We start from the raw sequence: 16,689 nt of genomic DNA, 5'->3' as shown, positions 1-16,689 counted from the left end.
GGGATCAGCCGTCGGCGAGCAGGCGGCGGGCGGCGGCCAGCACCTCCGGGTCCGCGCATCCGGCCGCGTACCCGGCGATCCGGCGGCGGATGTCGCGCCCGAGCAGCCACACCCCGATCCGCTCGGCCACCGGGCGCAGGAACGCCGGGCGGCAGCGGAAGTTGTACCGCCAGGTCGCGATCGTGGTGCCGGCCTCGGGGCCGGGCGCGAAGCGCCAGCCGCCGCCGAACCGCTCGAAGAACCACGGCCCGCGCACCATCTTCATGCCGACGTTCGTCGGCGGTGACCAGGAGACGTACTCGCTGACCATGACCAGGCCGTGCCGGGAGCGGGTGTACGTGCGCACGCCCCGGCCGGGCGCCGTCGCGCCGTCGACGAAGTGCTGCTCACGGACGAACGGATCCCAGCGGTAGCGGACCGGCGCGACGGTCTGGGAGACCGCGAACGCCAACTCCGGCGGGATCGGAACCGTGGTGACCGCCTCGACGACCGGCATCAGCGCCTCGGCGTGACGGTGGCCAGCAGCTCCGGCTGCCGGCGGTCCAGTGTGTCCCCGGCGAGGTACGCGCCGAGCAGCGCCGCGCCCACCCCGTACGCCAGTCCGATCGGCAGCGCCAGCCACAGCCACACGTCGCCGAGCAGCGCGGCGGCCACCACGAACGGCACCGCCACCACCGCGGAGGCGACCATGGAAACCAGCGTGAGCAGGCCCTTGGTGAACCCCGCGCCGCTGTTCATGGCGAACGGGTTGCTCGACTCGGGCAGCGAGTAGGCGCCGAGCACCGACACGAACCCGTTGATCGCCAGCCCGCAGCCGTACGCGGCGGCCAACGCGCCACCCATCACGCCGAGCCATGCGGGACGCCCCAGGAAGAGCGCCAGCGCGACCGCGATCACGACGAGCATCGGCACCACGTAGATCGAGAACGCGGTCATCCGGGCCCGCAGCTCCACCCGCCCGGGCACCCCGGCGACCAGGTTCGCGGCGTACGAGCTGCCGTCGAAGCCGAACTGGTTGGCCAGCGTCAGCGACGCGAGCACCCCGACGAAGATCATGGAAAGGCTGACCAGCGCCGGTGAGGAGTCGCCGCCACCGAACTCCGCCCCGCCCTCGGTGGAGAACGAGACGCCGCCGAGGTTGACCATCACCGGTACGAACACACCGACCACGGCGACCGTGATGAGGTTGGCCCGCCGCCGCGCGTCCCGCCACCAGTAGCGGCACTCGCGGGCGACGAGCGCCCCGAACCGGTCCCGCCGCGCCCAGCCCACCGCGCGGGGGAACAACTGCGTGACCGCGCCGCCGGCCACGCCGCGCGGCGCGCGCGAAGGGCCGGCGCTCGCCGCGCCCACCATCGCCGACTCCAGCGACCGCGACCACCAGAACAGGAGTACGCCGAGCGTCGCGACCGCGATCAGCAGCTTCGCGACCGCCGCGCCGGGCCGGCCCTCGGCCACGTCGACGCCGACCGTCCACGGCGCGCCGAACGGCGTCCAGCCGACCACCCGGGCCACCCCGTCCAGCCGGTCCCAGTCGGTCTGCTGCACCGCGGCGAGCACCAGCAACTGCAACGGCCCGAGCAGGGCGGCCAGGACGGCGAGCAGCACCGCCGCCAGGTCGCGTACCCGGCGGGACCGCAGCATCGTGGCGAACGCGCTGGTCAGCGCGCGGGCCCCGGCCAGGCAGACCAGCAGCCCGGCGACCACGCCGAGCGCGCCGACCACTGCGGCTGACCAGCCGCCCAGCAGCCCGGCGCTGACCACCAGACCGGCCGCGGTGAGCGCCGTCGCCAGCGCGGGCACGCTCACCAGAGCGGCGGCGAGCAGGCCGGTGACCAGGGTGCGGCGGGACAACGGCAGCAGCGCGAACCGGGCCGGGTCGAGCGTCTCGTCCACACCGAAGAAGACGAGCGGCAGGAGCAGCCAGCCGAGCGTGAGCAGACCACCGCCGAAGGCGGCCACCATCAGGGCGTACCGGGGCTCGTCGGCCAGGCCCGGCGTGGCGAGCAGGAAGAACCCGACGGCGGCGAACCAGAGCCCGAGCAGCAGGCCCAGCACGAACAGCGCGATCCGCCACTTCTGGCCCCGGAAGTTGTTGCCGAGCACCCGCAGCTTGAGCCGGACGAAGTGCCGGGACGACACGCGCCGGGCCGGCCGCTCGGGGACGGTCACCGGGACAGCCACGACAGCTCCTCCCCGGTGGCGGTCCGGCCGCCCACGACCTCCACGAACACGTCCTCCAGCGACCGGTCGCCGCGCACCTCGGTGAGCGTGCCGACCCGCTTGATCCGGCCCTCGGCCAGGATCGCCACGTGCGAGCAGAGCCGCTCGACCACCTCCATCACGTGACTGGAGAAGATCACCGTGCCGCCGCCGCTGACGTACCGGTGCAGGATGTCCCGGATCAGCGCGGCCGAGACCGGGTCGACCGCCTCGAACGGCTCGTCCAGCACCAGCAGGCGCGGGCCGTGCAGCAACGCGCAGGCCAGGCCGATCTTCTTCTTCATGCCGGCCGAGTAGTCGACGACGAGCGTGCGCCCGGCGTCGGAGAGCGCCAGCACGTCGAGCAGCTCCGCCGCCCGCTGGTCGACCACCGCCGGGTCCATGCCGCGCAACAGACCGTGGTACGCGAGCAGCTCCGCCCCGCTCAGCCGGTCGAAGAGGCGTACGCCGTCCGGCATCACGCCGAGCAGGCTCTTGGCGCGTACCGGGTCGGCCCAGACGTCGTACCCGAGCACCCGCGCCTCACCGGCGTCGGGCCGCAGCAGGCCGACGGCCATGGAGAGCGTGGTGGTCTTGCCGGCCCCGTTCGGTCCGAGCAGGCCGTAGAACGAGCCGGTCGGCACGGCGAGGTCGACGCCCGCCACCGCGATCTTGGTGTCGAAGCGCTTGGCCAGGCCACGAAGGGAGAGCGCGGGGTGCTGGTCGGTCATGGTCCGACCGTATCGGTCCCCGCCCAACGGCTGCTCGGACGGCAGGATGATCTCGCCTCATCCCTGAGAGGTACGAGTCGGATCGCCGACGGCGTGCAACCGCCCACCACGGCGGGGGGTGTCAGGCGTACGAACGGCAGCGGGGAGAGAGATGGATCCGGACAGTGGGTTCGAGGAGTTCTACCGGAACAGCAGACAACGCGTGGTGACAGTGCTGTACGCGCTCGGCGGCGACCGGAGCGAGGCGCAGGACGCCGCCCAGGAGGCGTACGCGCGGGCCTGGCAGCGCTGGTCCCAGGTCGGCACGTACGACGACCCGGAGGCGTGGGTGCGCACCGTCGGGCACCGCCTGCTGGTCAACCGGTGGCGCAAGGTCCGCAACAGCGTGGTCGCCTACCGGCGGCACGGACCACCACCTCCGGTCCGGCCACCCTCCGAGAACACTGTCGCGCTGGTCAGCGCGTTGCGGCAGTTGTCGGCGGACCAGCGGCAGGCGATCGTCCTCTACCACCTGGCCGACCTGTCGGTCGCGGAGATCGCGGCGCAGATCGGCGTGCCGAGCGGCACCGTCAAGGCCCGCCTGGCCCGGGGCCGCAAGGCTCTCGCCGCCCTGCTCGACGTGAACTTCCCGGAGGAGGTCCGCAATGCCTGACCCGATCTTCTCTGACCTCTACCAGGACACCGAGGATCTGATCTGGGCGCCCACCGAGCAGGTGCGCCGCCGAGGGCGGCAGCGTACCCGGCGTACCCAGCTCGCCGCCGGCCTGGCCGCCGCGGTCGCCGTCGCGGTCGTGGCGACCGGTGTGGTGCTGGCCCGTCCGGACGCCGCACCGCCACCGGTGCCCCCGGCGACAGTCGATCCGATCACGCCGACGCCGGCGCCCACGCCGAGCACCACGCCGTCGGCCGAGCCGTCGGCGAGCGGGGCGCCGACGCCGAGTCGCACCGCGGGAGAGCCGGCCGCCAGCATCGGCGGCGGGCCGACCAGCCGTACGCCGAGCCGGACGATTCCGGCGGCGGCGACGCTCCAGCTCGCCGACCTGCCGACGGGCTTCACGATGCAGACGGGAAAGGTGGACGGTGACTGGTCCCTGGAGTTCATGTCCTCCTTCTGCGTGAACGAGTCGCCGACGCTGTCCGACGGGGAGGTGGCCACCCGGTCGGTGGCGTTCAACTCGCCCACCGACTGGATCGTCCAGCGGGTGACCCGGCACTCGGGCACGTCCGCCACCACGGTGATGAAGAATCTCCGCAAGCTGGTCACGGGCTGCGAGATGGAGCAGCCGGGCGACTCGCTGTCGATCATGGCGGAGTCGCTCGGCGGTGACGACGGCGTGCTGGTGGGAAGCGACGTCGGCGGGCGGCCCGGTCGCTGGCTCCTCGTCCGGCAGGGCGATCTGGTGGCGCAGCTCCGCCTCGACTCCCAGACCACGCCCACCGAGGCCCGTCGTACCGCCCGGTCGGTGGCGAACCGGCTGTGTGCCGGCACGGACACCTGCTGACGGGTGCGCGGAGGTGAGGCGGGGCCGAGCGAGCGCGGCCCCGCCTCACAGGCGCAGCGACTCCGGGGTGTGCAGGCGGAGCATGGTGGCGCCGACGTCACGCGGGAGACGCCGCCGGCTGGCCATGGAGACGAGCACCATCACCGCGAACGCCAGCGGCACCGTCCACGCGGCCGGCTGCGTGGTGAGCGTCGCCGGCCATCCGGTCAGCGGCGGCCAGATCACCGTGAGCAGGACCGCGCCGACCGCCGCGCCGCCGCCGACCAGCACCCCGGCGGCGGCGCCCAGGTCGGTCAGGCCGCGCCACCAGATGCCGAGCACCAGCAGCGGGCAGAAACTCGACGCGGCCACCGCGAACGCCAGCCCCACCACCTGCGAGACGTCCAGCCCGGAGACGTTCAGCGAGAGCAACGCCGGCACCCCGCCGGCGATCACCGTGGCGAGCCGGAAGCCGCGTACCGAGCCGCGGCCCAGCACGTCCGTGGAGATCACCCCGGCGACGCTGGTGAGCAGGCCGGACGAGGTGGACAGGAACGCCGCGAACGCGCCGGCCGCGACCAGCGCGGCGAGCAGCCGGCCGGTGGTGCCGTCGCCGAGCGCCGCCCCGGGCAGCAGCACCACCACCGCGTCGGTCTGGCCGCTGACAAGTAGTTGCGGCGTGTAGATGCGGCCCAGCACGCCGTAGACGGTGGGCAGCAGGTAGAAGACGCCGACGAGCGCCAGCACCACGAGCGTGGTGCGGCGGGCGGCGGCGCCGTCGGGGTTGGTGTAGAAGCGGACCAGCACGTGCGGCAGGCCCATGGTGCCGAGGAACGTGGCCAGGATCAGCGAGTATGTGGCGAACAGCCCTCTGTCGTTCTCCCCCGCCGTGTCCGGCAGCAGCCACTCGGTGGGGCCGGTCGCCGCGCCGGACACCTCCGGCACCGGGTCACCGGCGGCGAATTCGAGGCGGTCTCCGGGGCGTACCTCCCGGATGTCGCCGTCGGGCAGCGTGAGCGTCGCGCGGTGCTCGACCACGACGGTGGTCGCGGTCCGGAACGTCGGCCCGTCGGGCGGGGTCACCGCCGGGCGGGCGTCGGCCTGCCACTGCAACGCCAGGAAGATCGCGGGTACGGCGAGCGCGGTGAGCTTCAGCCAGTACTGGAACGCCTGCACGAAGGTGATCGCCCGCATGCCGCCCAGCGCCACGTTCGCGGTCACCACCACGGCGACCAGCAGCGCGCCGAGCGGGTACGGCGAGCCGGTGAGCGTGGCCAGGGTCAGCCCGGCGCCCTGCAACTGCGGCACCAGGTAGAGCCAGCCGATGAAGATCACGAAGACGGTGGCGAGCGTCCGCAGCCGCCGGGAGCCGAGCCGTACCTCGCAGAAGTCGGGCAGCGTGAACGCGCCGGAGCGGCGCAGCGGCGCGGCCACGAACAGCAGCAGCGCGAGGTATCCGGCGGCGAAGCCGACCGGGTACCAGAGCACGTCCACGCCGTACTTGAGGATCAGCCCGGCGACGCCGAGGAAGCTCGCGGCCGACAGGTACTCCCCGCCGATCGCGGCGGCGTTCCAGGTCGGGCTGACCGCCCGGGAGGCGACCAGGAAGTCCGACGTGGTGCGGGCCAGCCGCAGCCCGTAGAAACCGATGCCGACGGTGACCAGCGTGACGGCGACGATCGCCGGGACCACGTACCCGTTGGACATCAGCGTTCCGGCCGTCGGATCAGGTCGACGAAGTCCTGCTCGTTGCGTTCGGCCAGCCGCACGTACGCCCACCCGACCACGATCAGGAACGGGAAGGACACGACGCCGAGCAGCAGCCACGGCAGGTTGACCCCGAGCACCGTGACCCGGCCGACCGAGGGCGCGATGGCGAACAGCCACGGCAGGCCGCCGAGCCCGATCATCACCAGCAGGCTGAGCCGCAACGCGAGCGAGAGCTGGGCCCGCATCAGTCCCTGCACCAGCGTCTCGCCCACAGGGGTCTGCTGGGCCAGTTCGGAGCGGGTGCGGTCGGCCGGGCTGCCGGCCCGGGAGACCTCGGCCAGCACGATCCGGGTCCGCTGCGGGGTGGCGGTCGGCTGCGGGCTCTCCGGCTGCCGGGGGGCGGGCGCCGGCGACGCGCGCGGGCCGCGCACCGGGGCGGTCTCGACGGGCCGCCCCGGTGGATGCTGTTCCTCGGCTCCGGTCACCCCCGGCAGTCTCGCCCGCTGAGCCGAATTGTCAAGACCGCGCCGTTGCGCCCTGTGCACAACCTGTGGATAACGCTTCACCCCTGTGGATAACCCGGTGGACGGCGCGGAGTCGTTGTGGACGACCGGGCGGGGTGTCAGGGTGAGCCGGTAGAGAGGAGGTGTGACAGTGACCAGCCCGGCACGACCCGGCACCGGCGACGTCTGGACGGTGGACGACCTCCAGGACCTCCCCGAGGACGGCCAGGACTACGAGATCTTCGACGGGAGCCTGCTCGTGTCCCCACACGCCGACGTCCGGCACGGCGCGATCGCCAACCGTCTCCGCCGGCTCCTCGACCGGCAGGCTCCGGCCGGTCTGCTCGTCGGGCAGGACGTCGGCGTCAGCGCGAAGCGCTCCTCCTACTTCGTGCCGGACGTCTTCGTCGCCCGCGAGGAGGCACTGGAACGGGGTGGCCCGGCCCTCGCCCCGGCCGACGTGCTGCTCGTGGTCGAGGTCGTCTCGCCCGGCAACGCCGGTCGTGACCTGGTCCTCAAGCGCCACGAGTACGGCGTGGCCGGCATCGCGCGTTACTGGCTCGTCGAGCCGCGCAAGGAGACCCTGACCGTGCTGGAGAACGTCGACGGCCGCTACCGCGAGGCGGCGGTGCTCTCCACCGCCGACGTGTACCGCGCCGACCAGCCGTTCCCGCTCGTCCTGCCGGTCGCCGAGATCTTCTGAGCGCCCTGATCCCGCCTGGGCGTCAGCCGAGTCCCACCCGTACCGGGTTCGCGGTCGCCGAGCCCAGCCAGGTGTGCGGGTTGCCGAACCAGCACCACCCGAGCTTCGGCGCGCCCTGACTGATCCAGAGCGCGGGCACCCGCCGGTCACCGCAGCGCGAGCCCACCAGCGAGAAGCACCTGTTGCTCGCCAGCGCCGCCGGGTACAGCGTGACGAACGCCAGACCTTCGTCGATGGTGATGGGGAGCCGGTCCTTCGCGGTCATGTCCTCCAGCCCGGCCGACGGCGCCACGTTGCGGTACTCCTCGCCCCGATCCACGTCGAAGAGCAGGTACGCGGGCCCGGCCGGCACCTCCAGCTCCTTGATCGGGTGGAAGGTGGGCAGGTCGTCGGCGGGGAAGTTCCGGTCGAGGATGCCGGTCTTGCGCTTGCCGACGAGCGTGGTGAGCGCGATCCGCTCCGGCACCGGCACCAGTTCCCGCGTGGTCACCAGCAGGAACGGCACCCGCCCCTCGGTGGGGCCGCGCAGCCCGGCGGAACCGGTGACCGCCGCGTCGCGCAGCGGGCTGAGCAGGGCGCGGAACGTCTCCTCGGTCTGCCCGGCCAGCGCCGGATAGCCGAGTTGAACGAGGCGGTCGAGCTGGCTGTCGAATTCTGCGGCGGCGTCGAAGCGGTCGTCGGACATGCGGTCCCCCACCCTGTCGTACGGTCTGCCGTACATTGTACGCCAGGGTTTGCGGTGACCCGTCCCTCAGCGACTCCAGTCCTGCTTCGCGGCGCGTACCAGCTTGTCCTTCAGCTCCCGGGTGTGCCGGCGGCTGACCGGCAGCTCGGATCCGTCGATCACCACCACATAGCCGGAGTTGACCAGCCGCAACTCGGCGATGAGCCGCAACTGCACCAGGTACGAACGGTGGATCCGGACGAACCCGGCATCGGCCCAGCGCTCGGCCAGCGTCGCCAGCGAGACCCGGACCAGGTGCGACCCGTCCGCCGTGTGCAGGCGCGCGTAGTCGCCCTGCGCCTCCACCCACCGCACCGCCGAACGGGGCAGCATCCGGGTGGTGCCCGCCAGCTCGATCGGGATGGTCGGATCCTCCTCCGCCCGGGCCAGCGCGGCCGGGTGCGACGGCACCACCCGGGAGCCGATCACCCGGCGCAGCGACTCGGCCAGCCGCTCGGCGCGTACCGGCTTGCGGACGTAGTCGGTGGCGCCCAGGTCGAACGCGTCCACCGCGCCGTCGTCGTACGCGGTGACGAACACGATCGCCGGCGGACGGGCGAACCGGCGCAGCACCCGGGCCAGTTCCATGCCGTCCAGCCCCGGCATCCGGATGTCGAGGAACACCACGTCCACGTCGTCGTCGCGGAGCACCCGCAGCGCCTCTGTCGCGTCCCCCGCCGTGTGCAGCCGGGCCACCCGGGGATCGGCGCGCAGGTGGTACGCCAGCTCGTCCAGCGCGGGCGGCTCGTCGTCCACCGCCAGCACCCGAAGGAACCCCGTCACGAGGAAACCCGTACGCCGGGGTGGAACTTCGGCACCCGCATGCTCACCTTCGTACCCGAGCCGAGGCCGGTCTCGACGACCAGGCCGAACCCGTCCCCGAAGACCGACCGGAGCCGTTCGTCGACGTTCGAGAGGCCGACGTGCTGCCCCGGGTCGTCGGCCGGGTCGCTGCCCGCCCCGGACAGCTCGGCGATCCCGGCGGTCAGCGTCGTCGGATCCATCCCCACCCCGTCGTCCTCCACCGTGATGTGACACTCCGCGCCCGCGTCCCGGGCCTCGATGCTCACCATGCCGGTGCCCGGCTTGCGGGACAACCCGTGGCGGACCGCGTTCTCCACGAGCGGCTGCAGGCAGAGGAACGGCAGCGTCACCGGCAGCACCTCGGGGGCGATCTGCAGGCGCACCTGGAGCCGCTCGCCGAACCGCGCCCGCTCGATGGTCAGGTAGCGGTCGATCGAGCGCAGCTCCTCGGCGAGCGTGGTGAACTCGCCGTGCGCCCGGAACGAGTAGCGGGTGAACTCGGCGAACTCCAGGATCAGCTCCCGGGCCCGCTCCGGGTCGGTACGCACGAACGAACCGATCGCGGTCAGCGCGTTGTAGATGAAGTGCGGGCTGATCTGGGCGCGCAACGCGCGCACCTCGGCCCGGGCGAGCCGCTCCCGCGACGACTCCAGCTCGGCCAGGGCGAGCTGGTCGCCCGCCCAGTGCGCGGTCTCCAGCGTGGCCTGCACCAGACCCGGGGCCGGCCGCTCGCCGGCCACCGCCACCAGCGCGCCGACCACCCGGCCGTCCGCGCGCAGCGGCGCCACCACCGCGCCGCGGACCGGGCAGTCGACCAGGTCGCAGCGCAGCTCCGACTCGCCCAGCACGGTGGAACGCCCGCTGCCGACCGCGCGCCGGGCCGCCGCGACCAGTTGATCGCCGTGGTGCGCGCCCTGCCCGTCGACGGCGAGCAGCGTGTCCCGGTCCGGCAGCGCCAGCCCGGCCGCGCCCACCAGGGCCCGCAGATGGCGTACGGCCTTCGCCGCGTCCGCGGCGGTCAGCCCGGCGCGCAGCGGCTCGGCGGCGAGCCCGGCGGTGTGCAGCACCTCGTACGTGGCGCGCTGCGTCGCCGTGGCGATGCCCCGTCGGCCACGCAGCCGCAGCACCGCCCAGAGCGCCGCCGCCAACGCGGTCACGAGCGAGACGACGGCGAAGACGGCGGAGAGGTTGCCACCCACGCATCGATCCTGCCGGGTGCCGGCCCGGTAGCGCTAGTACGCGCCCTTGCGGGCCAGCACCACGCCCACGGTCCGCCACAGGATGCTCAGGTCGTACGCCAGCGACCAGTTGTCGACGTAGTAGAGGTCGAGCCGGACCGCCTCGTCCCAGGACAGGTCGGAGCGGCCGGACACCTGCCACAGCCCGGTCATGCCCGGCCGGACCAGCAGCCGGCGGCGTACGTCGCCCAGGAAGTCGCCGTCGTCGGCGGGCAGCGGGCGCGGGCCCACGAGCGACATCTCGCCCCACAGCACGTTGATCAGCTGGGGCAGCTCGTCCAGCGACGTGGCCCGCAGGAAGCGGCCCACCGGGAAGACCCGGGGGTCCTGCTTCATCTTGAACAGCATGCCGTCGGTCTCGTTCCGGTCGACCAGACCGGCGAGCCGCTCCTCGGCGTCGACGTACATGGTCCGGAACTTCCAGACCCGGAACGTCCGCCCCTCGTGCCCGACGCGGGGCTGGCGGAAGAAGACCGGCCCGGGGTCGGAGATCCGGATGGCCAGGGCGATGGCGGCGAAGAGCGGGACCAGCATCAGCAGGCCCAGGCCGGCGGCCACCCGGTCCATCAGGTTCTTGACCAGCAGCGCCGGCCCGGACAGGGTCGGCTCCTCGACGTGCAGCAGCGGCAGGCCCTCGATCGGGCGGATGTGCACCCGGGGACCGGCGATGTCGGTGAGCTGGGGCGCGACCACCAGGTCGACGCCGGAGCCCTCCAGCTGCCAGGCCAGGCGGCGCAGCTCGCCCGGCTCGGCGCTGGCCGAGCCGCAGACCGCGATGGTGTCGCCGCCGACCTCACGTACCAGGGCGAGCACGTCGCGGCCCGCGTACACCGGCACCGGGGTCTCCAGGCCGCGGGCGGCGGCGTACCCGTCGGTGAGGTGGATGGCCACCGGGATCAGGCCGACCGACGGGTGCCGGGTGACAGTGGTGTAGACCTCCAGGCACTCGGGCAGCGTGCCGACGAGCACCATCCGGTGCCCGGCGTGCCCGAACCGGCGGCGCAGCCCGTGCAGGGCGGCCCGGGCGATCATGCGGCCGAGCACGATCAGCAACATCGCGCCGAGCAGCGCGAAGCCGACCGTCCACCGGGACAGGGAGTAGGTCTTCGTGGCGAAGGCGATGAACGAGACCGCCGCCGCCACCGCCACGCCGGCCCGGATCACCCGCTTGAATTCGTCCGGGCCGAGCCCCAGGTAGCGCCGGTCGTAGGCCCGGTTGCCCCAGAGGAAGAGCAGCCAGCCGAGCGGCAGGAGCACGAACGCCACGGTGTAGAACCAGGCTTGCGGGGAGTTGCGGAAGCCCGAGTCGGCCTGCTCGAAGATCTGCACTGCCAGGAAGCTGGCCAGAGCCGCCGCGCCGAAGTCGAGCAGCAGCAGGAACAGGATGTAGGGCCGGTGCCACCGGGAGACCCGGCGCCGGGCGCGGGCCCACGCCGACCGGGGTACGCCGTTGTGCGACGGCGGAGTCGGCGGCTGGATCTCAAAGCTGTCGACGTGCCGCACGCTCTTGCTCCGGCCTCTGTCGGTTACCGGGCGCTGGAGGCTTGTCGTCACCTCAACCCATGTCCTCCCGCATGACCCGCACCCTCACTCGCCGTGAGGATCCGGGTCGCTCACCGTCCCAGTCTCCCACGCGGGCCCGGCCCGGACCGGCCCCCGCGAAGAAGCCGTGCCGCTGGTGCTCGGTGAGATCTGGCCGGCTCCGAATCAGTTGTGAAGCCGGGGACCGAGCCACTATACCGATGGATGACCACTCGGGTAGAGGGGCGGACCCGGACCTTCGGTGATCCCGGGTCGATTCCACTCAGTAATCGCCGGGTGCGGTTACTCACCGTACGAGACGGGACAACCTTCGGTCAGCCAGCGGCTTCCCGCCGGTCTGACATGTGGGGCAGTACTGGAGGCTCGAATCGGCGAACGAGACCTCACGCACCGTGTCGCCGCAGACCGGACACGGCAGGCCCTTGCGGGCGTGCACCTTGAGCCCGGAGCGCTTCTCGCCCTTCAGCTCCGCCGCCCGCTGGCCCATCGACCGGCGTACCGCGTCGCCGAGGACCGTGCGCGTCGCCGCGTGCAGGCCGGCGAGCTGGTCGTCGGTGAGCCGGTCGGTGATCGCGAACGGCGAGAGCCGCGCCGCGTGCAGGATCTCGTCGGAGTACGCGTTACCCACCCCGGCGAGCACCGACTGGTCGGTCAGCACGCCCTTCACCTGGCCCCGGCGACTGCGCAGCCGCTCGGCGAAGGTCGGCAGATCCGCCTCCAGCGCGTCCGGCCCGAGCTTCGCCACACCCGGCACCAGCGCCGGGTCGGTGACCAGATAGGCGGCCAGCTTCTTCTGGGTGCCCGCCTCGGTCAGGTCGAAGCCGGAGCCGTCGTCGAGGCGTACCCGCACCGCGATCGGGCCCTTGCCGGGCCGCAGCGGGGTCGCCGCCGGGAACGCCTCCCGGTAGTGCAGCCAGCCTGCCCGGGCCAGGTGGACCACCAGGTGCAGTCCCTCGTCGAACCGGACATCGAGGAACTTGCCGTACCGGCCGGCGCCGGTGACCGTACGGCCGGCGACAGTGCTCGGCGGCGGGTCGTACGTCTTGAGCGCGCTGATCGCGGCGACCTCGAACCGCTCCACGCGGCGGCCCACCGCGCGCTCGCGCAGGTAACCGGCGAGCGCTTCCACCTCCGGAAGTTCGGGCATCGTCCAACGGTAGCCTTCTTTCCCGTGAGAATCGTGGTGGCGCACAACCGGTACCGGGAAGCCCAGCCCTCCGGCGAGAACACCATCGTCGACGCGGAGATCGCCCAGCTCACCGCCGCCGGCGTGGAGGTGCTGCCGTTCCTGCGCAGCTCCGACGAGATCCCGTCGATGTCCAAGCCGGCCAAGGCGCTGCTGCCGATCTCGCCGATCTGGGCCCCGAAGGCCCAGCACGACCTCGACCGCCTGCTGACCGAGCACCGGCCGGACGTGCTGCACCTGCACAACCCGTACCCTCTGCTCTCGCCCTGGGTGGTGCGGACCGCGCACAAGCGCGGGGTGCCGGTGGTGCAGACGGTGCACAACTACCGGCAGGTCTGTTCCTCCGGGCTGTACTTCCGTGACGGCGTGATCTGCCAGGACTGCCGGGGCCGGGCGCTGGGCGTGCCGGCGATCGTGCACCGCTGCTACCGCAACTCGCGGGCGCAGAGCGCGCTGATGGCGACCACGCTCGCCGTGCACCGCCCGACCTGGAAGTCGGTGGACCGGTACATCGCGCTCACCACGGCTGTGGCTGATCATCTGCGCGACTACGGCATCCCGGACGAGCGGATCGTGGTCAAGCCGAACGCGGTACCCGACCCGGGCACACCGGCGCCGGTCGGGAACGGCTTCCTCTTCATGGGGCGGCTCAGCCCGGAGAAGGGGCTGGACCTGCTGCTCGCCGCGTGGCGGCGGCATCCGGTGGGTGCGCTCGGCCCGCTGCGCATCGCCGGTGACGGCGAGCTGCGCCCGCTCGCCGAGGCGGCCGCCGCGGAGCGGTCCGACGTTCTCTACCTGGGCCAGCTCGACCGCTCCGGGGTACGCGCGGCGCTGGCCGACAGCTCCGTGGTGCTGGCCACCTCCACCTGGCACGACGTGCTGCCCACCGTGATCATCGAGGCGCTGGCGTCCGGGCGGCCGGTGCTCGGCACCGCGCTGGGCGGCATCCCGTACCTGGTGGGCGCGGACGGCCCGCGCGAGCCCGCCGGCACCGGCCCGGCCGAGGTGGCCACCGCCGCGCCCGGCGACGGGCATGTCGCGTTGCCGTCCGGGGTGCAGCGCGGCGAGGCGGGTTGGGTGGTGGCGCCGGAGGCGGACGCGCTGGCCGCCGCGCTGCCGCAGGCCGCCGCCGAGGCGACAGCGCTGGCTCCGGCGGCCCGGAGCCGGTACGAGCGCACGTTCCACCCCGACGTGATCACCAAGCGCCTGATCGACATCTACGCCGGCCTGGCCGCCCCCGGAGGCCGCCCCGCGCGCTGAGCCCAGGTGTGCTGAGCCCGGGTGTTAGGAAGGGCCCCTTTTTATGCACGAGGCGTTAAGAAGGGGCCCTTCCTTACCGCAGGGAGGCGCGGGCGGAGAAGGCGATGCTCGCCAGCAGGAAGCCGCCGTTGACGATCGTGAACGCGACCATCACCCAGAACGCCAGCGCGGGCGCGAAAGCCAGCACCAGACCGGCCACGAAGATCACCGCACCGTAGTCGCGGACCAGCTTCGCCAGGCGTACCGGGAGCGAGGTCGAGGTGACCATGCTCGCCGCGTTCGGCCCGGACTGCATCACCGACGTCACCAGGTTGACCATCCAGGTGCCCGCGAACACCGCCACCAGCCAGACCGGCGTGGACGGGCGCTGCGCCACCGCCGTCGCGCCGATGGCCGCGACCAGCGCGATCTGGGCGGCCACGTCGCAGAGCACGTCGATCCGGGCGCCGGCCGCGCTGCCCTGACCGGTCACCCGGGCGAGCTGCCCGTCGGCGCAGTCCAGCGCGTACGCGATCTGCCACGCGACCAGCGCGAACAGCCCGACCGCCCAGGCCGGTACGGTGCCGGCGGCCACGTCGTCGGCGAGCGCCACCACGGTGACCGAGGCGGCCAGCCCCAGCACCAGGTTGGCCAGCGTCAGCGCGGTCGGGCGCAACCCCAGGCGCTGGGCGGCAAGCGCGAAGGCCGCCCCGATCCACTGACTGATCGACTCGCTGAACAAGCCGCCTCCCCGGTTGACCCGGTGGAAGTCGGCGACTGTGGGACGGGGCTCAGCCAATGTGGTCGCGGAGGGCACCGGCGTAGTCTGCCAGCCGCTCCCGCGTCTCGGTAGCCGACATCGCGAGGTGTTCGAGGATGGTGTAGCGGTCCGGCCGGGTGGCCGGCGCGAACTGCACCGCCTCCACGAACTGGTCGTCGGTCAGCTCGACCTCGGCAGGCAGCCGGGGCAGCCCGTGCCGGGTCAGGCAAGCCGCCATCTCGGCGAACCGGCGCTCGTCGCCGCGCAGGTACGTGCAGAACAGCGCGCCGAGCCCGGCCAGCTCGCCGTGCGAGGCGGTACCGGGGAACAGCGCGTCGATCGCGTGCATGATCTCGTGGCAGCCGCCGCTGCACGGCCGGCTGGTGCCCTCGATCGCCATCGCCAGGCCACTGGAGATCAGCGCGTCGGCGAGCACCGTGACGAAGCCGTCGTCGTTCATGTCACCCGGGTGGTTGAGCACCGCCTCGGCGCCCGCGCGCGACAGCGAGGCGGCCAGCCCGTCGACCCGCTCACCACGGACCCGCCGGGCCAGTTCCCAGTCCGCCAGCGCGCTGATGTTGCTGACCACGTCGCCGATGCCGGCCCGGTTGTGCCGCTCCGGCCCGGCCTCCACGAAGTCCAGGTCCACGATCACCGCGATCGGGATGTGCACGCCGTAGGACCCCTTCAGGCCCTCGGTAATCAGGCTCGCCACCGGGGAGGCGATGCCGTCGTTGGCGAGGCTCGTCGCCACCGACACCATCGGCAGCCCGCGCCGGGTCGCCGCGTACTTGGCCACGTCGATGGTCTTGCCGCCGCCGATGCCGACCACCGCGTCGTACGACCGGGCGCGCAGCTTCGTCCCCAGGTCGTCGGCGGCGTCCAGCGTCCCCCCGGCCACGGTGAACACGTCGGCCGAGCGCAACGACGGCCGGATCAGCTCGGCGATCCGTTCGCCCTGCCCCGGCCCGACCACCACGGCGACGTCGCCACCGGCGGAGATCCGCCCGTCGGAGAGGATCGCCGCCAGGTCGGCCACCGCGCCCCGCCGCACGTCGATGTGCAGCGGGGTGAGGACGCTGCGGGCTAGTAGCGGCACGCGATCTCCCGCGCCCGGGCCAGATCGGCGTGGTTGTCGACCTCGACCCAGGAGACGTCACCGATCGGGGCCGCCCGCACCTCGCCGCCGCGCTCGGCGAACTCCTGGTAGCCGTCCTCGTAGTAGAGGTTCGGGTCGCGCCGCCAGGTCGCCTCCAGCGCGTCCGCGAGCGGCTCGGCCACCTGCGGCTCGATCAGCGTCGCGCCGATGTACTCGCCGTACGCCTCGCCCGGGTCCATCAACTTGGTGATGCGGGTGAGCTGGCCGGCGGCGTCGAAGGTGGTCTTCATCTCCTCCTCGGCCAGCGGCTTGAGCGTGTCCACGGCGAGCAGGATGCCCGGCCCGCGCTCGGCCAGCAGCGTCTTCTCCACGCTCACCGGGTGCACGGTGTCGCCGTTGACGAGCAACACGCCCCGGGAGAAGTACTCGCGCGCCAGCCAGAGCGAGTACGCGTTGTTCCACTCCTCGGCCTTGTCGTTGTGGACCAGGGTGAGCGTGACGCCGTACTTCTCCTCCAGGGCGGCCTGCCGCTGCCGCACCGCGTCGGCCGCGTAGCCGACCACGATCACGACCTCGTTCAGCCCCACCTCGGCGAGGTTGCGCAGCGCGATGTCGAGGATGGTGGTCTCCCCGTCGACCGGCACCAGGGCCTTGGGCAGGGTGTCGGTGTACGGCCGCAGCCGGCGCCCCGCTCCCGCGGCGAGCACCATCCCGATCATGCCGACACGCTCCTCTTCTCGACCCGATTCCACCCGGCGAGGATATCG

17 protein-coding genes are annotated in these 16,689 nt (G+C 72.9%); 4 read left to right on the top strand and 13 right to left on the bottom strand.

Annotated elements, in window-relative coordinates:
* Positions 1-4: 4 nt before the first annotated feature.
* Genes BAW75_RS29035 through BAW75_RS29025 form a run of 3 tightly spaced genes read right to left on the bottom strand, consistent with a single transcriptional unit; the run spans position 5 to position 2,933 of the window.
* Complete coding sequence (locus tag BAW75_RS29035) at positions 5-496, bottom strand: SRPBCC family protein (RefSeq protein ID WP_043327742.1); 492 nt, start codon at positions 494-496, stop codon at positions 5-7.
* Complete coding sequence (locus BAW75_RS29030; RefSeq protein ID WP_104115640.1) at positions 496-2,184, bottom strand: ABC transporter permease; 1,689 nt, start codon at positions 2,182-2,184, stop codon at positions 496-498. Before BAW75_RS29030 ends, BAW75_RS29035 begins: the two co-directional genes overlap by 1 nt.
* Positions 2,169-2,933: an ABC transporter ATP-binding protein gene (locus tag BAW75_RS29025; RefSeq protein WP_043327744.1), complete on the bottom strand. Its 765-nt coding sequence runs from the start codon at positions 2,931-2,933 to the stop codon at positions 2,169-2,171. Before BAW75_RS29025 ends, BAW75_RS29030 begins: the two co-directional genes overlap by 16 nt.
* Before the next feature lie 151 nt (positions 2,934-3,084).
* Between BAW75_RS29025 and BAW75_RS29020 the strand changes: the two genes are divergently transcribed.
* Both BAW75_RS29020 and BAW75_RS33120 read left to right on the top strand, forming a co-directional pair.
* Entirely contained in the window at positions 3,085-3,585 is a 501-nt protein-coding gene (locus BAW75_RS29020) for a SigE family RNA polymerase sigma factor (RefSeq protein ID WP_043327745.1), read from the top strand.
* Complete coding sequence (locus BAW75_RS33120; protein ID WP_244206306.1) at positions 3,578-4,435, top strand: hypothetical protein; 858 nt, start codon at positions 3,578-3,580, stop codon at positions 4,433-4,435. Before BAW75_RS29020 ends, BAW75_RS33120 begins: the two co-directional genes overlap by 8 nt.
* A 45-nt stretch (positions 4,436-4,480) precedes the next feature.
* Here the strand turns inward: BAW75_RS33120 and BAW75_RS29010 are convergent, their stop codons facing one another.
* Positions 4,481-6,121: a sodium/solute symporter gene (locus tag BAW75_RS29010; protein ID WP_104115639.1), complete on the bottom strand. Its 1,641-nt coding sequence runs from the start codon at positions 6,119-6,121 to the stop codon at positions 4,481-4,483.
* The gene (locus tag BAW75_RS29005) at positions 6,121-6,471 is read right to left on the bottom strand and encodes a hypothetical protein (protein WP_051611565.1); all 351 of its coding nucleotides are present in this window, start codon (positions 6,469-6,471) and stop codon (positions 6,121-6,123) included. Before BAW75_RS29005 ends, BAW75_RS29010 begins: the two co-directional genes overlap by 1 nt.
* 307 nt (positions 6,472-6,778) lie before the next feature.
* On the opposite strand from BAW75_RS29005, the gene BAW75_RS29000 reads away from it, so the two are divergent.
* Positions 6,779-7,330: a Uma2 family endonuclease gene (locus tag BAW75_RS29000; RefSeq protein WP_167435631.1), complete on the top strand. Its 552-nt coding sequence runs from the start codon at positions 6,779-6,781 to the stop codon at positions 7,328-7,330.
* Between the two features lie 22 nt (positions 7,331-7,352).
* On the opposite strand, the gene BAW75_RS28995 is transcribed toward BAW75_RS29000, so the two are convergent.
* The 5 genes from BAW75_RS28995 to BAW75_RS28975 all read right to left on the bottom strand — a co-directional run bounded on the left by BAW75_RS28995 (position 7,353) and on the right by BAW75_RS28975 (position 12,785).
* Complete coding sequence (locus tag BAW75_RS28995; protein ID WP_244206305.1) at positions 7,353-8,015, bottom strand: DUF5701 family protein; 663 nt, start codon at positions 8,013-8,015, stop codon at positions 7,353-7,355.
* Positions 8,016-8,081: 66 nt separating this feature from the next.
* On the bottom strand, positions 8,082-8,837 hold the full coding sequence (locus tag BAW75_RS28990; protein ID WP_043327751.1) for a LytR/AlgR family response regulator transcription factor: 756 nt from the start codon (positions 8,835-8,837) through the stop codon (positions 8,082-8,084).
* Positions 8,834-10,057, bottom strand: coding sequence for a sensor histidine kinase (locus BAW75_RS28985; protein ID WP_104115635.1), 1,224 nt, complete (start codon positions 10,055-10,057; stop codon positions 8,834-8,836). The genes BAW75_RS28990 and BAW75_RS28985 overlap by 4 nt, the downstream gene beginning before the upstream one ends.
* A gap of 33 nt (positions 10,058-10,090) precedes the next feature.
* A complete protein-coding gene (locus tag BAW75_RS28980) occupies positions 10,091-11,599 on the bottom strand; it encodes a sugar transferase (protein WP_064448099.1) in 1,509 nt (502 codons plus the stop codon).
* Positions 11,600-11,924: 325 nt separating this feature from the next.
* Positions 11,925-12,785, bottom strand: coding sequence for an Fpg/Nei family DNA glycosylase (locus tag BAW75_RS28975; protein ID WP_030499405.1), 861 nt, complete (start codon positions 12,783-12,785; stop codon positions 11,925-11,927).
* Between the two features lie 24 nt (positions 12,786-12,809).
* On the opposite strand from BAW75_RS28975, the gene BAW75_RS28970 reads away from it, so the two are divergent.
* Positions 12,810-14,084, top strand: a complete 1,275-nt coding sequence (locus BAW75_RS28970; RefSeq protein WP_104115634.1) for a glycosyltransferase family 4 protein — start codon at positions 12,810-12,812, stop codon at positions 14,082-14,084.
* 73 nt (positions 14,085-14,157) lie between these two features.
* On the opposite strand, the gene BAW75_RS28965 is transcribed toward BAW75_RS28970, so the two are convergent.
* From BAW75_RS28965 to BAW75_RS28955, 3 genes are read right to left on the bottom strand one after another with little or no spacing between them, the layout of a single operon-like run.
* Positions 14,158-14,880, bottom strand: a complete 723-nt coding sequence (locus BAW75_RS28965; RefSeq protein WP_104115633.1) for a CDP-alcohol phosphatidyltransferase family protein — start codon at positions 14,878-14,880, stop codon at positions 14,158-14,160.
* A complete protein-coding gene (locus BAW75_RS28960; protein ID WP_043327755.1) occupies positions 14,855-15,922 on the bottom strand; it encodes an iron-containing alcohol dehydrogenase family protein in 1,068 nt (355 codons plus the stop codon). The genes BAW75_RS28965 and BAW75_RS28960 overlap by 26 nt, the downstream gene beginning before the upstream one ends.
* A complete protein-coding gene (locus tag BAW75_RS28955) occupies positions 15,910-16,641 on the bottom strand; it encodes a phosphocholine cytidylyltransferase family protein (protein ID WP_043327756.1) in 732 nt (243 codons plus the stop codon). The genes BAW75_RS28960 and BAW75_RS28955 overlap by 13 nt, the downstream gene beginning before the upstream one ends.
* Positions 16,642-16,689 lie beyond the last annotated feature (48 nt).

The organism is Micromonospora chalcea (genome assembly GCF_002926165.1).
In the GTDB taxonomy this organism is placed as follows: domain Bacteria; phylum Actinomycetota; class Actinomycetes; order Mycobacteriales; family Micromonosporaceae; genus Micromonospora; species Micromonospora chalcea.
This window is presented reverse-complemented; position numbering and strand designations above follow the sequence as displayed.